The 22,128-nt window shown below is 65.0% G+C and carries 26 protein-coding genes; 6 read left to right on the top strand and 20 right to left on the bottom strand.

Annotated features, from left to right (window positions below):
* Nucleotides 1-12 precede the first annotated feature (12 nt).
* The 9 genes from XH90_RS10545 to XH90_RS10505 are packed head-to-tail and all read right to left on the bottom strand — an operon-like array spanning nt 13 to nt 8,797.
* Complete coding sequence (locus XH90_RS10545; RefSeq protein WP_194481090.1) at nt 13-1,578, bottom strand: cytochrome D1 domain-containing protein; 1,566 nt, start codon at nt 1,576-1,578, stop codon at nt 13-15.
* On the bottom strand, nt 1,556-2,764 hold the full coding sequence (gene nirJ / locus XH90_RS10540; protein ID WP_194481088.1) for a heme d1 biosynthesis radical SAM protein NirJ: 1,209 nt from the start codon (nt 2,762-2,764) through the stop codon (nt 1,556-1,558). Before nirJ ends, XH90_RS10545 begins: the two co-directional genes overlap by 23 nt.
* A gap of 14 nt (nt 2,765-2,778) precedes the next feature.
* Nucleotides 2,779-3,255: an AsnC family transcriptional regulator gene (locus tag XH90_RS10535; RefSeq protein ID WP_194481086.1), complete on the bottom strand. Its 477-nt coding sequence runs from the start codon at nt 3,253-3,255 to the stop codon at nt 2,779-2,781.
* Between the two features lie 2 nt (nt 3,256-3,257).
* Nucleotides 3,258-3,710 carry an Lrp/AsnC family transcriptional regulator gene (locus tag XH90_RS10530; RefSeq protein ID WP_194481084.1) on the bottom strand — a complete coding sequence of 151 codons (453 nt, stop codon included), beginning with the start codon at nt 3,708-3,710 and terminating at the stop codon, nt 3,258-3,260.
* Nucleotides 3,710-4,696 carry an Lrp/AsnC family transcriptional regulator gene (locus XH90_RS10525; RefSeq protein WP_194481083.1) on the bottom strand — a complete coding sequence of 329 codons (987 nt, stop codon included), beginning with the start codon at nt 4,694-4,696 and terminating at the stop codon, nt 3,710-3,712. Before XH90_RS10525 ends, XH90_RS10530 begins: the two co-directional genes overlap by 1 nt.
* On the bottom strand, nt 4,693-5,862 hold the full coding sequence (locus XH90_RS10520; RefSeq protein ID WP_210348723.1) for a cytochrome D1 domain-containing protein: 1,170 nt from the start codon (nt 5,860-5,862) through the stop codon (nt 4,693-4,695). Before XH90_RS10520 ends, XH90_RS10525 begins: the two co-directional genes overlap by 4 nt.
* Nucleotides 5,859-6,170 carry a cytochrome c gene (locus XH90_RS10515; protein WP_246755764.1) on the bottom strand — a complete coding sequence of 104 codons (312 nt, stop codon included), beginning with the start codon at nt 6,168-6,170 and terminating at the stop codon, nt 5,859-5,861. The genes XH90_RS10520 and XH90_RS10515 overlap by 4 nt, the downstream gene beginning before the upstream one ends.
* Nucleotides 6,160-6,990 carry a uroporphyrinogen-III C-methyltransferase gene (gene cobA / locus XH90_RS10510; RefSeq protein WP_246755763.1) on the bottom strand — a complete coding sequence of 277 codons (831 nt, stop codon included), beginning with the start codon at nt 6,988-6,990 and terminating at the stop codon, nt 6,160-6,162. Before cobA ends, XH90_RS10515 begins: the two co-directional genes overlap by 11 nt.
* 25 nt (nt 6,991-7,015) lie before the next feature.
* Entirely contained in the window at nt 7,016-8,797 is a 1,782-nt protein-coding gene (locus XH90_RS10505) for a nitrite reductase (protein ID WP_305853187.1), read from the bottom strand.
* A gap of 133 nt (nt 8,798-8,930) precedes the next feature.
* Between XH90_RS10505 and XH90_RS10500 the strand changes: the two genes are divergently transcribed.
* Nucleotides 8,931-11,024, top strand: coding sequence for a NosR/NirI family protein (locus tag XH90_RS10500; RefSeq protein ID WP_194481077.1), 2,094 nt, complete (start codon nt 8,931-8,933; stop codon nt 11,022-11,024).
* 9 nt (nt 11,025-11,033) lie between these two features.
* Entirely contained in the window at nt 11,034-12,023 is a 990-nt protein-coding gene (locus XH90_RS10495) for an FAD:protein FMN transferase (RefSeq protein WP_194481075.1), read from the top strand.
* A 33-nt stretch (nt 12,024-12,056) separates the two neighbouring features.
* Here the strand turns inward: XH90_RS10495 and XH90_RS10490 are convergent, their stop codons facing one another.
* Genes XH90_RS10490 through XH90_RS10450 form a run of 9 tightly spaced genes read right to left on the bottom strand, consistent with a single transcriptional unit; the run spans nt 12,057 to nt 19,249 of the window.
* Nucleotides 12,057-12,440, bottom strand: coding sequence for a cytochrome c family protein (locus XH90_RS10490; RefSeq protein WP_194481074.1), 384 nt, complete (start codon nt 12,438-12,440; stop codon nt 12,057-12,059).
* A 37-nt stretch (nt 12,441-12,477) separates the two neighbouring features.
* Nucleotides 12,478-12,876, bottom strand: coding sequence for a bacteriohemerythrin (locus XH90_RS10485; protein WP_194481072.1), 399 nt, complete (start codon nt 12,874-12,876; stop codon nt 12,478-12,480).
* A gap of 10 nt (nt 12,877-12,886) precedes the next feature.
* On the bottom strand, nt 12,887-13,390 hold the full coding sequence (locus tag XH90_RS10480) for a hypothetical protein (RefSeq protein WP_194481070.1): 504 nt from the start codon (nt 13,388-13,390) through the stop codon (nt 12,887-12,889).
* Nucleotides 13,387-14,982, bottom strand: coding sequence for a cytochrome b N-terminal domain-containing protein (locus XH90_RS10475; protein ID WP_194481068.1), 1,596 nt, complete (start codon nt 14,980-14,982; stop codon nt 13,387-13,389). Before XH90_RS10475 ends, XH90_RS10480 begins: the two co-directional genes overlap by 4 nt.
* A gap of 30 nt (nt 14,983-15,012) precedes the next feature.
* The gene (locus XH90_RS10470) at nt 15,013-15,816 is read right to left on the bottom strand and encodes an SCO family protein (RefSeq protein ID WP_194481066.1); all 804 of its coding nucleotides are present in this window, start codon (nt 15,814-15,816) and stop codon (nt 15,013-15,015) included.
* Nucleotides 15,813-16,685, bottom strand: coding sequence for a heme o synthase (cyoE, locus tag XH90_RS10465; RefSeq protein WP_194481064.1), 873 nt, complete (start codon nt 16,683-16,685; stop codon nt 15,813-15,815). Before cyoE ends, XH90_RS10470 begins: the two co-directional genes overlap by 4 nt.
* A 29-nt stretch (nt 16,686-16,714) precedes the next feature.
* Nucleotides 16,715-18,436, bottom strand: a complete 1,722-nt coding sequence (locus tag XH90_RS10460) for a cbb3-type cytochrome c oxidase subunit I (protein WP_194481063.1) — start codon at nt 18,434-18,436, stop codon at nt 16,715-16,717.
* Nucleotides 18,437-18,440: 4 nt separating this feature from the next.
* On the bottom strand, nt 18,441-19,016 hold the full coding sequence (locus tag XH90_RS10455) for a cytochrome C oxidase subunit II (RefSeq protein ID WP_194481061.1): 576 nt from the start codon (nt 19,014-19,016) through the stop codon (nt 18,441-18,443).
* Between the two features lie 59 nt (nt 19,017-19,075).
* Entirely contained in the window at nt 19,076-19,249 is a 174-nt protein-coding gene (locus XH90_RS10450) for a hypothetical protein (RefSeq protein ID WP_194481060.1), read from the bottom strand.
* Nucleotides 19,250-19,353: 104 nt separating this feature from the next.
* Here XH90_RS10450 and XH90_RS10445 point away from each other — a divergent pair, with 104 nt between their 5' ends.
* Nucleotides 19,354-19,830 carry a hypothetical protein gene (locus XH90_RS10445; RefSeq protein WP_194481058.1) on the top strand — a complete coding sequence of 159 codons (477 nt, stop codon included), beginning with the start codon at nt 19,354-19,356 and terminating at the stop codon, nt 19,828-19,830.
* On the opposite strand, the gene XH90_RS10440 is transcribed toward XH90_RS10445, so the two are convergent.
* Both XH90_RS10440 and XH90_RS10435 read right to left on the bottom strand, forming a co-directional pair.
* Nucleotides 19,799-20,587, bottom strand: coding sequence for a Crp/Fnr family transcriptional regulator (locus tag XH90_RS10440; RefSeq protein WP_194481056.1), 789 nt, complete (start codon nt 20,585-20,587; stop codon nt 19,799-19,801). The two genes, XH90_RS10445 and XH90_RS10440, sit on opposite strands and share 32 nt — an antisense overlap.
* Nucleotides 20,588-20,698: 111 nt before the next feature.
* Entirely contained in the window at nt 20,699-20,878 is a 180-nt protein-coding gene (locus XH90_RS10435) for a DUF1858 domain-containing protein (protein ID WP_246755862.1), read from the bottom strand.
* Here XH90_RS10435 and XH90_RS38895 point away from each other — a divergent pair.
* The 3 genes from XH90_RS38895 (at nt 20,796) to tnpB (ending at nt 22,080) form a co-directional block, all read left to right on the top strand.
* The gene (locus tag XH90_RS38895) at nt 20,796-21,062 is read left to right on the top strand and encodes a hypothetical protein (RefSeq protein WP_246755922.1); all 267 of its coding nucleotides are present in this window, start codon (nt 20,796-20,798) and stop codon (nt 21,060-21,062) included. The two genes, XH90_RS10435 and XH90_RS38895, sit on opposite strands and share 83 nt — an antisense overlap.
* A 269-nt stretch (nt 21,063-21,331) precedes the next feature.
* Nucleotides 21,332-21,736: a transposase gene (locus XH90_RS10430; protein WP_194481052.1), complete on the top strand. Its 405-nt coding sequence runs from the start codon at nt 21,332-21,334 to the stop codon at nt 21,734-21,736.
* A complete protein-coding gene (gene tnpB / locus XH90_RS10425; protein WP_194481050.1) occupies nt 21,733-22,080 on the top strand; it encodes an IS66 family insertion sequence element accessory protein TnpB in 348 nt (115 codons plus the stop codon). Before XH90_RS10430 ends, tnpB begins: the two co-directional genes overlap by 4 nt.
* Nucleotides 22,081-22,128: the final 48 nt, after the last annotated feature.

The raw sequence follows: 22,128 nt of genomic DNA, 5'->3' as shown, positions 1-22,128 counted from the left end.
GTGCAAACCGCGCTAGTGGCTGGTGCCATCGGAGAAGGTGATCTTGTTCCACACATTATATTTGCCGGATGGACGGGACATCGGGATGCGCTTCACCTCGACGAAAGTCGCCGCATCGTAGACCACCAGCGCGCCCCGGTCGTCCCAGATCGAGACCAGGGCGTGGCGGCCGTCCCTATCGAACTCGACATGCGCAGCGGTCTTGCCCGGCTCCGGCGTCACGCTGCGAACCACTTCCAGCGTCCGCTTGTCGATGATCGAGAGCGTATCCTTCTTCGCGCTCATCATGCTGTCGGCCCATGCATAGGGCGTATTCTCGTGGCTCCGCATGAAGAACCCGGGGCCCGGCGTGTCGATCACCTTGATGAGCGACCAGTCCTGCAGGTCGAGCACGCTGATCTTGCCTTCCTTCAGAAGCGGCGTCGCCATCACCGGGCGACCGTTGAAGGTCCAGGAAATGCCCGAGCCGAGATGCGGCAGGCTTGGCAGGTCGAGCTGCTTGATATCACGCCCGACGGTGAGGTTGACGACGATCGCCCTGCCCTCGCGCGCCGAGCCGATCAGGTTGCGGTACGGCGGATCGAAAAAGAAGTCGTCGAGCGGCTCCGGCACCTCGATCCGCCGCAGGGCGAATAGCCCCTGCGAAGAAGCCAGCGCCTCGATCATGCCTTTCTCGTGACTGTGCACGAAGCCAGAATAGACCGGCGGTGCATTCGGGTCGGTTGCGATCTCCCAGATTTCGGGAACGTCCTTCAGCGCGGCGATGAAGCTGTTCCGGGTTGGCGCCTGGTAGACGGCGGAGACACGTGAGGAATTGCCCTTGCGGTCCTCCGCCTCGAACACCTTCTCGACCTTGAGATCGTCGGTCGAGAGCATCACCAGCGTGTGGGGCAGATAGTTCGCGACTGCGATGTGCTTGCCGTCCCGCGAGATCGCGATGTTGCGCGCGTTGATGCCGGCGCGCACCTCCGAGAGCATGGTCAGCGTCCAGAGGTCGTACTTCGAGACCCAGCCGTCGCGCGACATGAAGAAGACGTAGCGTCCGTCCGGCGTGAATTTTGGTCCGCCGTGCAGCGCGAAGCGGGTCTGGAAGCGCGTCAGCGGCTCGAAGCGGTCGCCGTCGAGGATGGTCGCATGATGGTCGCCAGCCTCGACGACGACGAACAGATTCATCGGATCGGCCTCGAAGCGCGGGCGATCGAGCTCGGGCGCGAAGGCATACACGACGCGGCTCGCCTCGATCTCCACCGGCCCCCAGGCGGGCACCGAGGGAAGCGGTGAAGCGATGTAGGTAACGAGCGCGGCGATATCGTCGCTGCCCAGCTTGCCGGCGAATCCGGGCATCTGGGTAGCTGCGCGGCCGTCGGCGATGACGGCGGCGGCGCGCGCACCGGTCAGCCGGCCGAGATTTTCTGGCAGCAGCGCCGGTCCGAGCCGACCGAGGCGGTCCGCGCCATGGCATTCGGCGCAATTCTCCGCAAACAGTTTTGCTGCATCCGGTTCGGCCGAGGCAGGGCCAGCCAGCGCGCATGCCGTCAGCGCGACGGCGATCCAATCAGACAGACAGCTGCGCTTCATGATGCCTTCCACGAAAGATGCTGGTCCTCACCCGTTCGATCGGCGCCTCGAGCCCGATCTCGGAATCGCCGAGATAACAACCGGGGTCCTCCGCCCAGGCATCGCCGGTGATACGCTGCGCGCGCACCCGCGTGTTGCCATTGCAGATGTCGAGATGGATGCAGGCGCCGCAACGGCCCGAGACGCGGCGCGGCTTCTGTTTCAGGCCTGCCATGATCGGATCCGACAGGTCGTTCCATATCTCGGAGAATGGGCGCGCCTTCACGTTGCCGAGGGTGTGGTGCCACCACATCGTGTCGGGGTGAACGTTTCCGAGATTGTCGATGTTGGCGACGTTGACGCCGGAGGAATTGCCGCCCCAGCGCACCAGCTTCGCACGCAGACTACCGACCGCCTGCGGCGCGTTCCGCTCGGCCCAATGCAGCAGATGGACCGCGTCTGCGTCGTTGTTGCCGGTCACGATCTCCATCTCGCTTCCAGCCTGCGCCCAGCGCCAGGCACGCGCGATCACCATGTCCATGGCATCGCGCGTGGTCTGCCACATTGCGTCGTCGCCCCGGTTCTTGTTGCCCCGCCCGGCGTAGACGAGGTGGGACAGATAGAACTTTGGAAAGCCCTCCTGCTCGACGAGATCGAGCAGGCGCGGCAACTCGACCGCGTTGTCCTCGGTCATGGTGAAGCGGACGCCGACCTTGATGCCGCGGTCGCGCAGGAGCCGCAGGCCAGTCAGGGCTTCCTGATAGGCGCCCTCCTTGCGGCGGAAGCGGTCGTGGGTGGCGCCGATGCCGTCCAGGGAAATGCCGACGTAGTCGTAGCCGATGTCGCGGACGCGGTCGGCCATGGCGGCATCGACCAGCGTGCCGTTCGAGGACAGGCCGACATAGAACCGCATCGCCTTGGCGCGCGTGGAAATCTCGAAGATGTCCTGCCGCATCAAGGGCTCGCCGCCGGACAGGATCAGCACCGGCACGCGGAATGCCTTGAGGTCGTCCATGACGTGGAAGACGTCTGCGGTCGAGAGCTCGCCCGGGAAGTCGACGTCACCGGAGATCGAGTAGCAATGCTTGCAGGTGAGGTTGCAGCGCCGGATCAGGTTCCAGATCACCACCGGCCCGGGCGGCTGGCGGACGGGACCCGTCGGGGCCGGCTCGTCCAGCTCATGCAGATATTGGCTCAGGCGAAACATGACCGCTCCTCGGTTCAGGCCGCAAGACGAAGTCCGGTCTTCTTCAGTATCCGGGTGGAGAACAGCACCTCATGGGCGCGCGCGGCGGGGCCGACGAGTGCCGCGATCTCCACGACCTTGACCCGCACCTCGTCTCGGGTCCTGCCATGGACCATCGCAAAGAGATTGTACGGCCAAAGCGGAAGGTGACGCGGCCGCTCGTAGCAGTGGGTTACGAAATCGAGCGCGCCAACCTTCGCGCCGATCTCGGCGATGGAGGCGTCTTCGATGTCCCACACCGACATGCCGTTCGCGGTGTAACCGAGCGCGTAATGGTTCGGAATCGCGCCGATACGGCGAATGGCGCCGTCGTCGGCCAAGCGCCGCAGCCGCGCGATCACCTCGGCGTGTGCGAGTCCGAGCCGCCCGGCAAGCACGCGGTAAGGCTCCGGCGCGAGCGGCAGGCCGGACTGGGTGGCGGCAACAAGCCTGCGATCGGTGGCATCCAGCATGTTCAGACCTCGACACGAAAGCCGACGAAGAATTCGCGCGTCTTCGGCATGGCGCGGACGACAAGGCCGGTCTCGCATTCGATCTCCGCGATGACCTGGTCGATCCGGTCCGGATCGGCGGCCGACACAACGAACCACATGTTGAGCTCGTGATCGCGTTCGTAATTGTGCGCGATCTCCGGATGAGCGTTGACGAGCTCGGCGACTTTGTCAAAGCGCTCCAGCGGCACGGCCATCGCGGCGAGGCAGACGGCTCCGCCGATAAGCTCCGCGTTCCAGAGCGGACCGAAGCGGCTGAGCTGCCCGCCGGCGACGAGGCCGCCGAGACAATCGATCAGTTCGCCTTCGCTGAGGCCCAACTCGGCGCCGGCATCGCGAAATGGCCGCTCGGTCAGCGGAAAGCCGCCTTGCAGGCCGTTGACGACAGCGCGTTCGGTCGGATCCAGAGAACGCATCAGTTTGCTCCCTCGCCCCGGGAGAACACCGCCCCGCGCTGCTTGAAACAGCGTTTCGAGAACAGAACGGCCTGCCGCTTCAGGCCGGTGTCAGCCAGCAGATTGAGCTCGTCGATGGCGGCATACGCATCGGGCCGCGACTTCGCATGCACCATGCAGAAGAGATTGTAGGGCCAGAGCGGAAGCCGGCGCGGACGAAGGTAGCACAGCGTCACGGCGGGATGTCGTGCGAACGTCGCGGCGACGCCGTCGATGGCCTCGTCGGGAATATCCCACACGGCCATTGCGTTGGCTCTGAAGCCGAGCTTGTCATGCCGGACGACGCAGCCGAACCGCGTCACGACACCCGCAGCCACGAGATGCTCGAGGCGAGAGATCACCACGGCCTGATCGAGCGCAAGCCGATCCGCGACTGCATGATAGGGTTGCTCGACGAGCGGCAGCCCGTTCTCGATTGCGGCAAGGATGCTGCGATCGCGTGGATCGGGATGATACTCCCCGGCCGAGGTTGCGGCCCCGTTCTTTTGCCGCCGCGGCCCGCCGAGTGGAAAGCCGAGGCCGAGATGATAGGCTTGGAGCATCGGCAGTGCGATCGCGGCAACACCGCACCGCTCCTCGATGCTCTGAATCGTGGCCGCGACCGCGTAGGGGTCGATACCGGCGACGACGAACCACAGATTCAGGTCGTGCTCTCGCTCGTAATTGTGGGTGACCAGCGCCTCCCGGCTGACGATGGCCGCCACCTCCTCCAGCCGATCCGTCGGCACCTGCATGGCGGCAAGCGTGCTGGCACCCACCGTGTTCGGGCGAACCACCGCGCCGATGCGCGAGATCAGATCTCCGCGCTGCATGCGGCGGAATACGTCGATGGTCTCCTGCGCGTCCAGGGCCGCCGAGCGGCCGACCACCGTGAAGGGCTTCTCGACCAGCGGGAAATCATGCTGCCAGCGATCGATCAAGCTGAGCTCGGTGGGCGTCGGCGTCATTGTCCGATCCTCGTCGCGCGTGCGGTGAAGAAGATGCCGGACGGCTTCTGCGCCGGAATCTCCGCCTTCTTGGCAAAGGAGGCGGCGTCATAGACGTCGATGCGGTCGGCATCGCGCACGGAGACCCAGACCTCGTTACCACGTGGCGTGAACTCCATGTGCAGCACGGCCGGCCCGGGCGTCAGGCGATGGATCACCTCGAGGCTCTCAGTGTCGACGACCTCGATGGTGTCGTTGAGCGGATGGGCGAAGTTGACCCAGACATGGCGGCCGTCAGGCCGCGCCACCGCGAACACCGGCTGGCCATGCGTCGCCACCCTGCCCACTTCGGTGAACTTGCGCAGATCGACGGCGATCAGTTCGTGATGCCCGACCGCCGGCAGCAGCAGCTTGTCGCCGACCGCGGCCCAGCCCTCCAGGTGCGGCATCTTGTAGACCGGCAATTGCTGTTCGCCGCGGCCGTAGCCGTCGAGGATGCGCTCGGCCTTGAGCGGCTGCTGCCAGGTATCGACGTGAACAACGCCGTCCTCTCCGAACAGGCCGGCGAGATAGTGCCGTCCGTCGGGCGTGACGTTGCCGTCATAGGGCAGCTTGCCGACATCGGTCAGCCGCGTGACCGCGGGTACCTCGACGTTGGTCAGATCCGCAATCCAGATCTCGCCGGCGTCATAAAGTGCCCAAGCGAAACGCCGCCCCGGCAGATCGACCAGCCCGATCGTCTTCGACGTCCTGCCGTCGGCGCCGACGGCGGGAATGCTGGCGATCGGATCGAGCGTCCTGGCGTCGAATACCCGCACGCCGCCCGGCTCATAGTTCGACACCGCGATCAGCGCGCCGTCGTCGGAGATGGCGCCGCCGATCGAATTTCCCGCCTGCACGATCCGCCGGGCGATCGTGGCGGTGAGCAGATCGACCTTGGACAGGCCGCCGTCGCGGCCGAACACGTAGGCGTAACGCTGGTCCGGCGAGAACACTGCGGAGGCATGCGAGAGATCGCCGAGCCCCTCGACGCGGCCGATCGCCTTGCGCTCCCCGGTATCGACGATCAGCGCCGATCCGGTCGCGCGCTCGATGACGAGTCCGAGATTGCCGGTGCCGCGCAGCCCGTCGGCGCGGGCGAAGGCGGGCATCATCAGCAACAAGGTCAGAACGAGCCTCAGGGTCACGGCAGATCTCCTTGCTGCAGCCTTTCCGCGATCCATCGCGCGTCGGGCTCGCTGAGCAGCGGACGCCAGGGCGGCATCGGCGTGCCCGGCACGCCGTCGAGAATGATGCCGACGAGTTGGTCACGGCTCCAGGATTGCAGATGCTCGGGGGTGAGCGGCTTGCCGAGACCGCCCTTGAGCGTCAATCCATGGCACGAGCCGCAATCCTGCCGTACCAGGCTCGCCAGCCGCGCGGCGTCACCGCCCGCCCTCGCCGCGACCGCAGGCACGATCGCAGCGACCGAGGCCAATGCGAGGCTAGGCCACAACTGAAATCGCCTCGGTCGTTCTTGCATCGCTCCGCTCGCTACGCTTCATGGCGATCGCGGCGACTCTTCCGATAATGAAGAGAACCGGCCCGTTGAAGGAAGCTTCCTTCAACGCCATCGGAAGGGTCTCCAGATGCGTGCATACTCGCCGCTCCTGGGGAGTCGTTCCTTGACAAATCGCAAGCGCCGGAGTGTTTGCCGGCAAGCCTTCAGCCACCAACTTCCTGACGATCTCCTCGAGATTGGCGAGGCCCATATAGACCACGAGCGTGGTCTCGGGGTCAGCGAGGCTCCGCCAATCCAGGTCGAGCGGCTCGTTGGCCTTGCGATGGCCAGTTACAAAGCGCACGCCCGAGGCGAGCCCGCGATGGGTCAGCGGGACCCGCACCGCCGCGGCGCAGCCTTGCGCGGCGGTGATGCCCGGAACCACCTCATAGGGAATCCCGGCGGCCTCCAATTCCGCGGCCTCCTCCGAGCCGCGTCCGAAGATGAAAGGATCGCCGCCCTTCAGTCGCACCACCGTGCGGCCGGCGCGCGCGAGCCGCACGAGAATTCCGTTGATCTCGTCCTGCGGCACCGGGTGGTGCGCAGGCTGCTTGCCGACACTGATCCGGAGAACGCCGTCGGCGATGGTGTCGAGGATCGCCGGCGGCACCAGCCGGTCGTAGACGACGACATCTGCCTCGCCGATGGCGCGCACCGCCTTCAGCGTGAGCAGCTCCGGATCGCCGGGACCGGCGCCGACCAGATAGACCTTCCCGACAGCCATGAGGCGCTCCGCTTTGGTCGCTTTCACAGAGTGGGAGGATGCGGCGACCAAGGTCGCCGCGTCCTCTCGTGACCCATCAGTAGACGTCGTTGCGGGTGTTGTAGACGTTGAATTTGCCGGTCGGCGTGATCAGCCGTTTGTCGCGGATGACCGTCTTCAACGTCAGCGTCTTGTCGTCGACCACGACGATCGCGGAGTCCTGGACCTTGTTGTTCCAGACGGAGAACCAGATCTCGGTGCCATCCTTGTTGAACTCGCCCTGCACCACGCGACGCGCGCCTTCGGAGATGCCGGACCACTGTCCGATCGGAAGCACCTTGTACTCGGGCTTCTCCTTGGCCAGGTCCTTGATCTTGAACACCGCGACCGAAGAGGAAATCTCTGCGTCCGTATTCAAGGGCGTGTCGACGTAGAGGTTTTCCGACTTCGGATGCGTCTTGATGAACAACGAGCCGGAGCCCTGCCCCTCGATTGTCTGCACGACCTTCCACGCCTGATCCTTGTGCTTCTCGGGATCGGTGCCGATGAAGGAGATCGTCTCGCTTCCGAGGTGGCTCGTCGCCCACACCGGTCCGAACTTCGGATGCTCCAAGTTCGCACCGCGCCCCGGGTGCGGGGTCTGGCCCTGGGACTCGACTACGCCGACGAGCTTGTCCTCCTTGGTGTCGACGATCGCGATCTTGTGGCGGGCGTTCGCGGCGACCAGAAAGTAGCGGCCGGTCTTGTCGAAACCGCCATCATGCAGAAAGCGCTCGGCTTCGATCGCGGTCACCTTCAGATTCTTCAGGTCCTTGTAGTTGACCAGCAGGATCTGCCCGGTTTCCTTGACGTTTACGACGAATTCGGGGTTGTAGTGCGAGGCGACGATCGAGGCGACGCGCGGCTCCGGGTGATACTCCTGCGTATCTTCGGTCATGCCGCGGGTCGAGACCACCTTGATCGGCTCGAGCGTGGCGCCGTCCATCAGTACGTATTGCGGCGGCCAGTAGGAGCCGGCGATCGCGTACTTGTCCTCGTAGCCCTTGAACTTCGAGGTCTCCACCGAGCGCGCCTCGGTGCCGATCTTCAGCTCGGCCACCGTCTGTGGCGGGTCCATCCAGAGGTCGATCAGGTTGAGCTTGGAATCGCGCCCGATGATGTAGAGGTAGCGACCGGACGCCGACATGCGCGAGATGTGCACCGCGTAGCCCGACTTCAGGACGTACTCGATCTTCTTGGTGGTGCCGTCGATCAGCGCGATCTCGCCGGCATCGCGCAGCGTCACCGAGAACAGGTTGTCGATATCGAGCTTGTTCATCTTCTTGGTCGGCCGTTGGGCAACCGGCACGAGAACCTTCCAGCTCTCCTTCATCTCTTTCAGGCCGAACTCCGGCGGCTGCGCCGGCTCGTTGAGCAGATAGCGCGCCATCAACTCGATGTCTGTCGCCTGGAGGTCTCCCGAAGTGCCCCAGTTGGGCATGCCGCCGGGCGAGCCGTAGGTGATGAAGTCGCGGAGATAATCGAAACCGAGCTTCTTGGTGAGATCGGGCGTCAGCGGCTTGCCGGTCGCGCCCTTGCGCAGCACGCCGTGGCAACCAGCGCAGCGCTCGAAATAGATGCGGCTGGCCTTCTCGAACTCGGCCTTGGTCAGATTGGGATCACCCGGTTTGGTGCCCGGCTGTTCCACCGGCTTGTCGCCGAGAACGTCGAGACTCGGCTGATACTGGCCGCCCGGCGTGGTCTTGTGCTGCTGCACGTCAGCAGGTTTCGGACTCGGTGCCGGCTGCTGAGCGAAGCCCTCCGTCATTGCACCCAACATCAGAGCGGCAGCGGCGGCGCCGCCGGTGAGCATCGCTAGCAGAGAAGCTCGGCCTCGCATCACATTCCTCCAGCGTGAAAATCCCGATGGAGCCTTATGCCTTAGAATGCAGCAGCTTCGCCTTGACCGCGGTTAAGACCGGGATTGACATACCTCAATGCGGTGATGGCCGAACCCTGCCTGATCCCGAGCCATGCGAACGTCGATCGTCACCATCGGTCCTGTTGCCTTGCAAGGCCTGCGCGCAATGGCGATGCTTCTGCTCGCAATGTGCAGCACACAGGCGGCCGATCTCGGCCGTGCCGAGACGTTCTTCGCCGAGCCTGCCACCGTCGAGCGCGCCGAAGGCACCCCACCCGCCGCAAGCGTGAGGGCCAAGGATGGACGCGTGCTCGGCTATGCCTTCTCGAGCCTCGACGTGTCCGGATCGGTCGGCTACGCGGGCCGCCCACTCGACATCGTCGCCGCCGTCACCCCGGAGGGGATCATCGTCGGCGCGGAGATCGTCGCTCACGAGGAGCCGATCCTGGTGATCGGCATTCCACGCGACGCGCTCGCGGCCTATGTCGCCGGCTTCCGCGGCTTCGACGTGCGCGCCGGCGCCGCGTTGAAGCCTTCCGACGAGCTCGCCCGCGGCCCGCACGCAGTCGCAGGCGCCACCATCACCAGCACCGTCATCCGGGACGCAATCGTGCGCTCGGCACGTAGCGTGCTGCGTAGTCGCAGCATGGCGCCCGACCGCGCCGTGCGTCTCGATCGTGAGACGCTGCGGCGGTCGCCGTGGCCATCGCTGCTCGCCGAAGGCGCGGTGCAGCACCGGCTGGTGTCGCGCGGCGAAGCAGCCAAGCTGCTGGCCACGCAGGACAGCGAGCCCGAAAAGCCGTTCATCGACCTATGGCTTGCGCTGGCGACGCCGCCGCCGATCGGCGAGAGCCTGCTCGGCCAGCGCATCTACGAGAGCGAGCTCGGCAAGATCGGGCCGGAGGACGACCTCATCCTGATCGGCGCCAGCGGGCTCTATTCGTTCAAGGGCACCGAGTGGCGCCAGACCGGAACATTCACCCGCATCGAACTCGTCCAGGACAACCGCACGTTCCGTCTGAAGCCGTCCGATCATACTGCGGTCGAGTCCCTGCATGCCGCCGGCGCGCCGGAATTGCGCGAGATCGCGGTATTCCGGATTCCGCAAGCCGGCGGCTTCGATTCGACAAGACCGTTCCGTCTCGATCTCGACCTCGGCGCCGGTTCGGTGCCGCACGGGCCCGCGGTGGTCTCGCTGGCGTACCGGATTCCGGAGCGCTATCTCATCGCCGCCGCGCCGCCGGCAGCGGCGGGCAAGGTCGCAACAGCTGCAGCCGCGCCCGCGTCGACGCAAACCCTGTGGCAGGACATCTGGTGGGCGCGCCGCTACGAGATCGGTCTGCTCGGCGCCATGCTCACGGTGCTTGCGGCGATCCTGATCTTCCAGGATACGGTGACGGCGCACGGCGTCTTCTACTATCGGCTGCGCACCGGCTACATGCTGCTGACGCTGATCTTCCTCGGCTTCATCGCCAACGCCCAGCTTTCGGTCGTCAACGTCCTGACCTTCATCCACGCATTGCTCTCCGGCTTCCGCTGGGAATTGTTCCTGCTCGACCCCCTGGTGTTCATGCTCTGGAGCTTCGTCGCGCTCAGCATCCTGTTCTGGGGACGCGGCGTATTCTGCGGCTGGCTTTGTCCGTTCGGCACGCTACAGGAGCTGACCAACCAGGTCGCGCGGCGCCTCGGCATCAAGCAGATCGAAATTCCGTTCGGGCTGCACGAGCGGCTGTGGATGATCAAATATGTCGTGTTCCTCGGTATTCTGGCTATCTCGCTGCGCTCGATCCTGGCGGCGTTCCAGCTTGCCGAGATCGAGCCTTTCAAGACCGCGATCACGATGAAGTTCCTGCGGGAGTGGCCGTTCGGGCTCTACGCAGGACTGCTGCTGCTCGCCGGCCTGTTCGTCGAGCGCTTTTATTGCCGCTATCTCTGCCCGCTCGGCGCGGCGCTGGCGATTCCCGCGCGCATGCGCATGTTCGAATGGCTCAAGCGCTACCGGGAATGCGGCAGCGAATGCCATATCTGCGCGCGGCGCTGCACCGTGCAGGCGATCCATCCGCTCGGCCAGATCAACCCCAATGAATGCATCTATTGCCTGAAATGCCAGGCCAATTATTTCGACCAGGACGTCTGCCTGCACCTGAAGAAACGCGCGCAGCGGCGCCAGCCGCCGTCGCAGCCCGCGCCGCCCTGGAATTCGTGAGGGAGGACGATGCTTCCTGTTCATCCGACACGCCGCCGCGCCATCACCATCTTCGCAGCCGCAGCCGCCGGTGCGGTCGCGGGCCATGCCCGTCCCGCGACCGCCGACTACGAATGGCGAGGGACGGCGATGGGCGCCGATGCGCGCATCCTGTTCAACGGGATAGCGGCCGAGACCGCCCGCGAGGTGGTCGATCTGGTCGAGGCGGAGATCGAACGCCTGGAGAATGCGCTAAGCCTGTTCCGCGACGCCTCGGAGTTGCGACGCCTCAACCGCGAGGGCCGGCTGGAGGAGCCGAGCGGCGACCTGCACCGCGCGCTTGCGCTGGCGCTGGGCGTCGCCGACTTCACGAATGGGCTGTTCGATCCGACCGTTCAGGCACTCTGGGAAGCGCATGTCGATTGGTTCGGAAATCGCAACCACACCGGTCTGCCGCCCGATGACGTGATTGCGCTGGCTCGGCAGACGGTGGACTGGCGCAGGATCCGGCTCGCGCGGGACGCGTTGCGTCTCGGCGACGGCCAGCGTCTCACGCTCAACGGCCTCGGCCAGGGCTATGTCACCGATCGCGTGGTAGAACTGCTCGCTGCGAAGGGCCTCACCAACATCCTGGTCGACCTTGGCGAGCAGCGCGCCCTGACGCCGCGGCGCGACGGATCGCCCTGGCTGGTCGCACGCCGGGATGCCGCGCCCATCCGGCTCGCGCGGGGCGCGCTGGCGACGTCGGAAGGCTCGGGCTGCGTGCTGGGAGCCGACGGCGCCGCGCATCATCTGTTCGACCCGCGCAGCGGCCGCAGCGCGGCGCATTGGCGCACGATCACCGTGCACCACGCATCCGCAGCCGTCGCCGACGCGCTGTCGACCGCGCTCTCCATTGCGTCGGCAGACGAGATTCGGACGTTGCTGCCCAGACTTGAGGATGTCACCATCTGGGCCGTCGACATGGATGGCCGCAGGCTGCGCTGGTCCAAAGCACCGTATGACGGCATCGCCGGTTGAACGACGATTCCGCCGCGGCTGCGTCCGCGACGACTACTTGGTCTTGCCCTCGGCGTCGTATTGCTTGAGGTAAGCCCAGAGATTCTTGGCCTCAGCCTCGGTCTTGATGCCGGCGAACACCATCTTGGTGCCGGGCACCTTGGCCTTGGGGTCCTTGATGTAGTCCAGGAAGTTCGCCTCGTCCCAGGTGATGCCCGAGTTCTTGTTCGCATCGGAATAGCTGTAGCCCGCGATCGATCCCGATTTGCGGCCGTCGAGGCCGTTGAGGACGGGCCCAACCTTGTTCTTCGCGGTCGGGCCGACGTCGTGGCAACTCACGCATTTCTTGAACGCGGTGGCACCGGCAGCGACGTCCTCCGCGGCCGCTGCGCTCACTGACGCAGCGACGACGGCGATGGCGGTCAATATCCGTTTCATGTCTTCATCTCCGGGGTTGAACCTGGTTGCGTGGTCCCTAATGCGCGCCAAGCGCCTTGTGCAATCGGGCATCATGGGTTTCGAAATGCCGGGAGAACCAGGCATCCAGCGCGTTCGCGAGCAGGCGGTCGTCGAACCTGGAGCTGGCTTCGTAGTCCTCCATGAGGTCGCGGATCTCGTCCAGCAGGCGCTCATGGTCGTTCTTGTGCTGGACGAGCTGGTCGTAGCCGTGCTCGCGCATGAAGCGCTCCTCCAGCGCGAAATGCGACGAGATCGCCTTGAACAGGTCGCCGAAGAAGCCGATCACCGCGTCCTTGGAACGCTGCGCGGTCGCCTCGGCATGGAGGCGGTTGATCAGCTCGATCAGCTCCCGGTGCTCGTGGTCCACGGCCGCAACGCCGACGCTGTAGCGGTCTTCCCAGTGCAACAGGCCCATGACGCTCTCCTCACCGAAAGATGAAATCGCCGCTTTCAGGCCGGTAGTCGATGACGAGGAGCTGCGACGGCGCCACCGTCACAGTCTCGCGATGCTCGTGGTCGAAGCCCTCGGCGCGCGCGGTATCGCGCATCCGCACGTCGACGTCGTACTTTCCGGCCGGCAGCACGAAGCGCTGATAGACCTTGGACGGTCCGTCGCCCGCGATCCCCGTGGGCGGCAGGTCGGCCCGGAAGATGCTGCGGCCGTCGACGTCGAGTTCGACATGGATCGCGCGGCGAACGCGCGGACAGTCCTGCACCCGCCGCATGTTCGGCGGCAGCTTCGCGATCTCCTCGGGGCTGAGCCTGCGGCACTCACCCCTGCGGTCGGCGCCGTGCACGAAGGTCAGGAGCACCGCGCCCGAATTGTCGGAGATCTGGTGGTAGACTGGCCAGTTCGACAACACGGCGACGCCGGCGAACAGCGCCAGGATGACCACGAACCGACCGGCCGTGCGCAGCGCCCCGCTCATGACTTGGTCCTCGCCTCGGCCGGCTCGCGCGTCTCACCGGATTTCGCGGCGGCGCTGGCTGGCAGCGGAGAACGCATGCGCAGCGGAGGCTTTCCGGCCATTTCTGCGACAAAGGCCGCGATCTCCACTTCCGCCCTGCGCACCTCCAGCGCAGAAGCCCAGATCGTCGCGATCCGGTCGCGCGGCACGCGGGCACGCAAATAGGGATCGCGTTGCGCGGCAAAACGCTCCTCGGTCCATTTGACCCCGAGCCGGTTGTAGCAGGCGCTCTCGGCGCAGCCGGCCACGACCACGCCGTCGGCAAGATCTCGGCTGAGGATGAAGTCGATCAGGGACGGCGGCGCCATGGCCACGCATGGCAGCACCACGGTTCCATCCAACCGCCCGGCGGCGGCCCCGTGTTCGCACGCCAGCACCAGCACACGACCTGCCCCGGACAGGCCGGTGGCGGTCGCCGCGACCTTCTCGCGCAGATTCTTCAACGGATATTCGGGCAAGTCGATCCCGGTTTGCAGATCCGCGGTGCGCCGGAATGGCGTCGACGACGGGCAGGAGCCGACACAGATGCCGCAGGATACGCAGAGCGAGGGATTGACCTGCGCCTGCGTCGGAAACGGCAGCCCGTCGGTCCTGTTGACCATGCGGATCGCCTCATAAGGACAATCCTCCGCGCAGCGCGCGCAGCCGTTGCAATGGTCGAGATGAACCTCGACCGCCCTGGCGCGCCGCAGCGGCGGCAGCCACGGCATCAGCGCGATCATCAGCGAGAATGCGCCGAGGAACGCCCATACCGCGCCGTTGCCCCAAAGCGTGGTCAAGGGATAGAGCGGCAGGTACAGCCAGTCGATGCCGACCGCCGCCGGCACTTTCGCGAGGTCGGCGTGGCCCTGCGAGAGTGCGGGTCTCCAGATCGAGACCGCCAGCAGCGCGGCGAGCGACAACAGCGCGAGCGCACGCGGCGGGTTCACCTTCGGTCGCGAGATTCGCAGGATGTGCACCCACATGATGAACAGCAGGAACAACGGCACCGCGACGTGCATGAACACCATCAGCGAGAAGAAGCGACTGGTCAGCGTTCCCGTGGCGATGAAGTTGCGCGCGATCGGCTCGCCGAACACCGGCAGCCAGTCCAGCAATTCGGAGGAGACCAGTGCGACATATTGCGCGAGCTTGTCCCAGACCAGCCAGTACCCGGTGATGCCCGAGGCATAGAGCAGCCAGATGATCGGCAGCCCGGTGAACCAGGAGAACCAGCGGACGCCGCGGTAATGGTCGTAGGCGAATTCGCGCAGCAGGTGGACCGCGACCATGACCACCAAGAGGTCGGAGGCGTAGCGGTGGAAGCTGCGCATCACCCCCGCATGGAACCAGTGGTCCCGGCTGAGATATTCCACGGACTGATAGGCGCGCTCGATGCCGGTGTCGAAGAAGATGAAAAGGTAGATGCCGCTGACGGCGACGATCCAGAAGAAGAAGAAGCCGAGCGCGCCGAGCTGCGCCAGAGGATTGAGCGCAGGCGAGAACAGCCGATCGAACGGACGTTCGATCAGGCCGAAGCCCGTGCGGAGAGCGCTGCGGATCGCGCCAATCACAAGATCACCCGTTTCATCCGACCCCGCCGCTCATGCCTGCGCCGAACGCATCCATTCCCTCAAGATCAGACCGCCCATGGCGAGCAGGGAGAACGCGGCGATGGCGCCACCGAACACCAGCCCGTAGTCGAAGCGGTAGCGGCGCGACCCGGGATCGTAGGCGGTGCAGATGAAGCGGATGCGGTCGAGCAGCCCCTCAAACGAAAACGGCGTCATGGTGCCGTAGACCACGTCCTTCATCGGCTCCATGAACATCGTGAAGGGAAAGTCGTCGCCGTAGACGTGCCGGTAGACCTTGCCGTCCCTGTCCACGATCGTGGTCTGGGTCGGATGGTCGAAGCCGCCGGCGACGGCCCGGTAGCTGAAGCCGAGATCGTTCAGCAGCGCCTCGATGGTCGCGGCATCGCCGCTGGCGGTGCGCCAGTTCGGGAGCTTGATGCCCTGCATCGAGGCGAATTGCGCCATGCGCACGACGGTGTCGTTGCGCGCATCGAAGCCCACGGTCAGCACGGCGAAGCGCCCCAGCCCGAAGACGCGGCCCGCCTCGTTGACCGCGTCGATCAGATGCTGGGTTGTCGGCGGACAGACCGAGCTGCAGGACGAATAGACCAGACTGATGACGAGCGGCTTGCCGCGATAGTCGCGCAAGGAGAGCGGGGCACCGGTCGTGTCCACGAGACGATGGTCACCGATCACGCGTCCGAGCGCCCGTTCGCCGGCGGTGATCGCCGCGCCCGGATCGAGTGCCGGCGAGGCGGGCGCGCCTCGAGCGGATGCGACCGACAAGCAGGTCAGCATCGCGACCAGCCCCAGCGCGGCACACCCGCGAGTCATGACCAATACCCGGCCGCGCCGGCCAGCAACGCGCCCGCGACCAGCAGGCCAAGCTGCAGCAGCGAAGCGAAGAAATTGGCCATCGCGTTGGCCTTCGACGGGTCGCTATAGAGCCGGATGCTGGTCCAGACGAAGTAGGAGCCGCCAGCGGCCGCGCCGATGCCGTAGAGAATCCCCTCGCCGAACCAGAGCGGCAACAACGCAATCAGCGCCAGCGCCACGGAATGGGCGAGGATCGCCATGGTCCAGGCGCGCGCGGGCGTCACCACCGGCAGCATCGGAATCCCCGCCCGGGCGTAGTCCTGCCCCTTGGCGGCCGCGAGACTCCAGAAATGCGGCGGCGTCCACAGGAACAGCACGATCGCCAGCACAGTCGGCACCACCTGCGGCGACGGATCGACCGCGGCCGCTCCTGCCAGCACGGCGAAGCTCCCGGCAAGCCCCCCGACCACGATGTTCCAGGTGCTGCGCCGCTTCAGCCACACGGTGTAGACGATGCCGTAAGTAAAGGCGCCGAGGAAGACGTAGGCCGCAGCGATGTGGCCGACCGTGAGCGAGGCAAGACCGAGGGACACGGCAAGCAGGCCGACGAACGCCACCGGCCACCATATGCTCTCTCCGAACGCGCCGCTGGCGAACGGGCGGTTGCGGGTGCGCGCCATCAGGCGATCGAGGTCGCGGTCGTAGTAGTGATTGAAGGCGCCCGCAGCACCGGATGCGCCGAGGATCGAAAGCGACAGGGCGAGAACCTGCCACCAGGACAATGCCGGCCCGCTCGCGACCGCGACCCCGGCCAGCGCGCTGGCCGCGATGGCGACGCCGATCCTGAGCTTGAGGAGCGAGACCGCCGTCGCCGCCGTCGCACGCATGTTGTTACCCTCTCGCATGACCACGGCCATCACCGGAACAGCCACAGCTCCGAAAGATATTTCCAGTTGATGAAGTAGTAGAGGACGAAGCAGACGAAGAAGATCCCGACCAGGATGATGGTGCCCGGAAGCTTGACCGTGCCCTCGCTGCCGTAATGCGAAGCGACGGCGCCGCCGCCCGAATGCAGCGGAAAGGTCAGCTTGTGCCCGCTCTCGATCTTCTCGCCGAACAGCACGGTGCCGACGACGACCAGGACGAAGATGATGCCGCCGATCGCCGCGATCACCGCAAAGATGCCGTTCAGCCCCATCATCAGGAAGGCCCCCGCTGAATAGGCGAAGGACAGGTTGGCGTCGCTGAAGGTGATGTCCCAGTGCCGCCGCGCCACGCCCAGCGTGCCGGCGCCCATCATGAACAGCGAGATACCTGCGGCACCGATCCCGAACAGATAGGGCTGGATCTTGGCAAGCTTCGGCCAGACAATCTCGCGCTGGAAGATCAGCGGCAGCACGAGATAGGTCGCCGCCATGAAGGCCAGCGTGGTGCCGGCCACCACCGTGCCATGGAAATGGCCGGGGACGTAGATGGTGTTGTGCATGAGCACGTTGAGTTGCTCGGTGCCGAGCACGACGCCGGAGATGCCGCCGATGAAGCCGAAGAAGATCAGCGACAGGAACATGCCTGAAAACGCCGGATTGCCCCACGGCGCCTTGCGCAGCCATTCGAACACGCCGCGGTTGAAGCCGTTGCGGCGCTGCGCCGCCTCGATCGAGCCCGGTACGGTCAGGCCGTGGATCATCGAGCCCATCACCGCCAGGTACATCATGTAGCTGGTGTTGACGATCTTCCAGCTCGCGTCGAGGCCGGGCTCGGCGAGGAGGTGGTGCGCCGAGGCGAGCTGCAGGAATAGGATGTACATGAGGAACGCGGTACGACTGACCTTCTCGCTCAGCGGCTTGGCGCCGACCAGCAGAGCGCCGATCAGGTACCACAGCGAGACATGGGCCGAGACGTTGATCTGCTGCGAGGAATGGCCCATCGCCCACCACACGACCTTGTACATCAGCGGATCGATGTCTGAGATCAGGCCAAGCGACCACAGCCAGGTCGGGATCAGGATGATCGCGCCCGTGGCGATGGTGAACACCGCGATGATCGCAGCCGTCAGCGCGCCGAAGGTCACCAGCGGAATCGAGCCCTCATAGGTCCCCTCCTCTTTCGCGATCACCAGCGTCGCAAAGAAGATGATGCAGCCGATCAGCGCGCCGACCGCGAACAGGACGATACCGAGATAGAAGTTCGGCTTGGCCTGCATCGGCGGGTAGGAGGTGAACATCACGCTGGAATCGCCTTGCAGCACCGTCACGTTGGTCATGAGCGCGCCGACCACCATCAGCACGAAGCCCAGCCAGGCGAGCTTCGGCGTCGCCAGACGGCAATTGAGCAGGACCGCGGAAGCGAAGTAGAGCACCGCGATCTCGAAGAAGATGATCCAGAACAGCAGCACGTTGGCGCCGTGCCCGGTCAGGATCAGGTAGAACCAGTCAGCCGGCAACAGATGCACGGCCGGCCAGCGAGTCAGCGCGACCAGGAGGCCCATCAGGCCGCCGATCGCCAGGAAGACGACCGCGGCGACGGCGTTGGCCTTGATCAGGGTCTGCGCCGCCGTATCGACCTTCAGCCCGGTGTACTGGCAGGTGCGGAATTCGGCCTGGCGGCCGACGGCTCCGATGACGGTTTCAGCGGTCATGTTGCTACCTCTGCTCGGCCAGGCGCTGATCGGCCGCGGCCTGCTTCTTGTCGGTGACGTAAATCTTGCCGGTCATGGTGTGGTGACCGATCCCGCAGAACTCGTTGCACACGATTCCGAAGGCGCCGCTCTCGGTCGGCGTCAGCGAGATGACGTGCTCGTAGCCGGGATGAACCTGGATGTTGATGTTGGTCGGTTGCAGCGAGAAGCCGTGCTGCCAGTCGATCGAGGAGAGATGGATGCGGTAGCTCTGGCCCTTCTCCAGCTCGAGGATCGGCCACCACTGCCAAAGACGGGCAAGCAGGTAGACGTCGGCTCCCGGTTTCGGTTTGACCACAGGGATGCCCTGCTCCTCGCGCACCTGAAACTGCTTGGCGAAGTTCTCGACCTTCTGCTCGTAGGCGGTCGGCGCGATACGATAGGCTTCCTTGCTCAGGTTCTGCTGGCCGATGAAGTGCCAGGCGATCATGAAGCCGAACATGAACAGCCCCCACAGGAAGGCTATGAAGATCCAGATCAGTTCGACCCGTTCGATGGGTTCATTCCACCAGATCCGTTGCTCGGGAGGTGTGGCAGCCATGATCGATGTTTCCTGTGTTGACGATAGGGCGACGCGCGCCGCGACACTCGGCTGCCGCTTTATTTGGCCAGCGGAATGGAAGCGACTTCCATGACCCCCCAGATGACGTAGAGCACGGTCGGCAGCGTGATCCCCAGGAACAGCAGCAGGAACGGATTATCTAGAATGCGCTGCATCACCGGGACGCGCTCGGCGCGGTCCTGCTTCGGCGCATCGGTTTCAATGGGCGGCATCGGCAGACTCCATCGGAGATGTCGCACCAAATTTACGTGCTCCGCCGCAGCGATCCTTGACCGCGGTTAAGGATGGCGCAGCGCGCAACAGAAATAATGGCGTCATGGAGCCACCGACCGACGCCGAGCCCGATCGCAATTTGCTGCAACGCGGCCGTCGGCTTGTGGGCGCCAGCGTGCTGATCGCGGTCATCGCAGGCGCAATGGTGGTCGCCTGGGGTGACTATTTCGGCCGACCGGCGCGCGCGCATGACATCATGCTGCTTTATGTCGGCGCCGAGGATTGCGCACCCTGCCGCGCCTGGCAGATGGGAGACGGCGCCAGCTTTCTCGCGTCGGCGGAGTTTCATCGCGTCCGCTATCGCGAGGTCAAGTCACCGCATCTCGCCGACGTGCTGGCCGACGAGAACTGGCCGGACGAGCTGCGCAGCTATCGCGGCGAACTAAAGCGCAGCGATGGCGTACCGCTGTGGCTGGTGGTGTCCGACCACGAGATCGTCGAACGGAAATTCGGCACCGCGGCCTGGCGCGAGAGCATCCTGCCGAGGATCAGGAGCCTGCTCCGGCAAGCATCGATTTAGAGTCAAGATCGAGCGGGCGCGGCGGCTGGGCGCAGATCGGCCTCGGCTTGACGGGACAACGCGCCATGGTCCGATCGCATGCCACCAGCTTGCAGAGTTGCGCCATGTCGCGCACCTCCACGGTGGAAGCGTGCACGTCGACGCCGGCGGCGCGCAACTTGGCGAACACGCGCGACAGCGATTCCGGCTTGAGGCCGAGCCTGCCGGCAATCAATGACTTATCGTAAGGTAGCGTGATCCGGCACGGCCCCTTGGCACGGGGCGCGAGCGAGACCAGGAACTCGGCGACCCGCTGCGTTGCGCTGTGCGCCATCAGCTGCTCGATTTGCTGGACCATCCGTTGCAGATGCTGCGAGGTCGAGGCGATCATCGCGATCGCGACGTCGGGCATCTCTCGAATGCAGTTCACGACGTGATCCGCAGGGATCATCATCACCCTGGCCAGAGTAACAGCGCTGGCCGTTGCGGGATAGCGGCCGGACGTGAACGTAACCGCTTCGGCGAAGCTCTCGCCCCGAGTCAGCACGTTGAGGACGGCCTCATCGCCGGCAGGCGTAACGCGATAGAGCTTGATCCAGCCCTCCATGATGACGAAGAACGCCTGCGCCTGCTCACCCTGCCGAAACAATGCGCGCCCTTGCCGCAGGTTGAGGACGGTGGCCTCGCCCAGAAGCACCGCCAGCGTCCCGGGCTTCAGTCCGCTGAAGACCGGTATCTGGGCGACGATGTCGAGATCGACCGGGGTCGGCGCTGCCATGGTTTCGTCCCTGAAATGATTATGATCTCGTTGCTCAATTCTTCATCATCCGCCGTCGCGCCTTTTTGACCTTGATCAAATCGGGCTCAACCTTCGCCCTGATTTTTCCCGTCAGAGGCGTCCACCCGCCTGACCAAGAGCCGCTTTGCGCAAGGCCCGCAGGAACTCTTCGCAATCGACGTCATGCTCGACGCACGCATCGAGGACCGTGTGGAAACAGGCGATCGGACAGCCGACGCAACTCATTCTGAAATCCAGGAACGCTCGTATCGTCGCCGGATGGCTCCTCATCACCTCATCCACCAAATCGTCCGGCCCGGGCGGCATCCGAGACTTTCCCGTTTTGCAAATGTACTATCGCTCCACCCGCTTCTTTCATGTTTGTGGCAGCGCAAACTCCCTTGCCATTTTGCCGGACATCGTCGCCGAAGCAGGCGAAGCGGTGGGCGAGAGCCATGCGCGACAACAGCCCTGACCAGCAGTGGCTTCGCCCCGCTCTCAGAACAGATCGCGATCTTTTTCTCCCGCACAATTCCTCACGCGCCTGCGACGATCGCTGACGGCACCTTCCTCTCGACGCTCGCGCTGTCGCCGTGCGCAAGATCGTCGCCGGCCGGAACTGGCGCAATCTGCATCGCGACCGCCACGCGATAACGTGCTGATGTCGTGGATCGGCGGCACAATCGTCTCCCTCCGGTGAGGGCCGCCTTGTCGGGTTGATGCAGGTGCTGTGTAACAGCCCTTATGGACAGCAATAAATTCAGTACTCAGATCGAACGGTTCGAGGTTGTCGAGACCGGCCGCCGCCGGCGCTGGACCGATGATGAGAAGCTCAAAATCGTCCTGGAGAGTTTGCAAGCACCGCGCGCGGTCTCGTCGACGGCACGACGGTATGGCATCTCTCGCTCGCTCTTGTTGACTTGGCGACGATCGTTTGGGGCGCGGACGAACGACATTGAACAGCCTCAGCCAGCCTTTGTGCCTGCGACGGTGATGGCGGACCAACCGCCGGTGCCGCCAATAGCTTTGGCGGGGCCAGCGAGCGGACGCATGGAGATTGTCATCGGCAAGGGCTGTCGGGTGATCGTGGACGCCGGCGTTGATATGACCGCGTTGTCTCGCGTGTTGGATCTGCTGGAGCGGCGATGATCCCGATCGCGGCAGGGGCAAGAATCTGGATCGCGACCGGTCACACTGACATGCGCAAAGGCATGCAGGGTCTGGCATTGCTGGTGCAGGAGGGGCTGGGGCGAGATCCTTTTGCCGGCGACGTCTTCGTGTTCCGTGGTCGTGCTGGCACACTGATCAAGGCGCTTTGGCACGACGGGATCGGGCTATCGCTCTACGCCAAACGGCTGGACCATGGGCGCTTCATCTGGCCCGCGACGGTGGATGGGGTGGTGTCGCTGACGGCAGCTCAGATGGGCTATTTGCTGGAGGCGATCGACTGGCGCAATCCGCAACACAGCTGGCGGCCGCAGAGCGCCGGATAGGTTGCGCAATAGTCCCGTGAGATTGCAAAAAGCGCGCGCCAAATCGCG

This window comes from Bradyrhizobium sp. CCBAU 53338 (assembly GCF_015291665.1).
Classification (GTDB): Bacteria; Pseudomonadota; Alphaproteobacteria; order Rhizobiales; family Xanthobacteraceae; genus Bradyrhizobium.
This window is presented reverse-complemented; position numbering and strand designations above follow the sequence as displayed.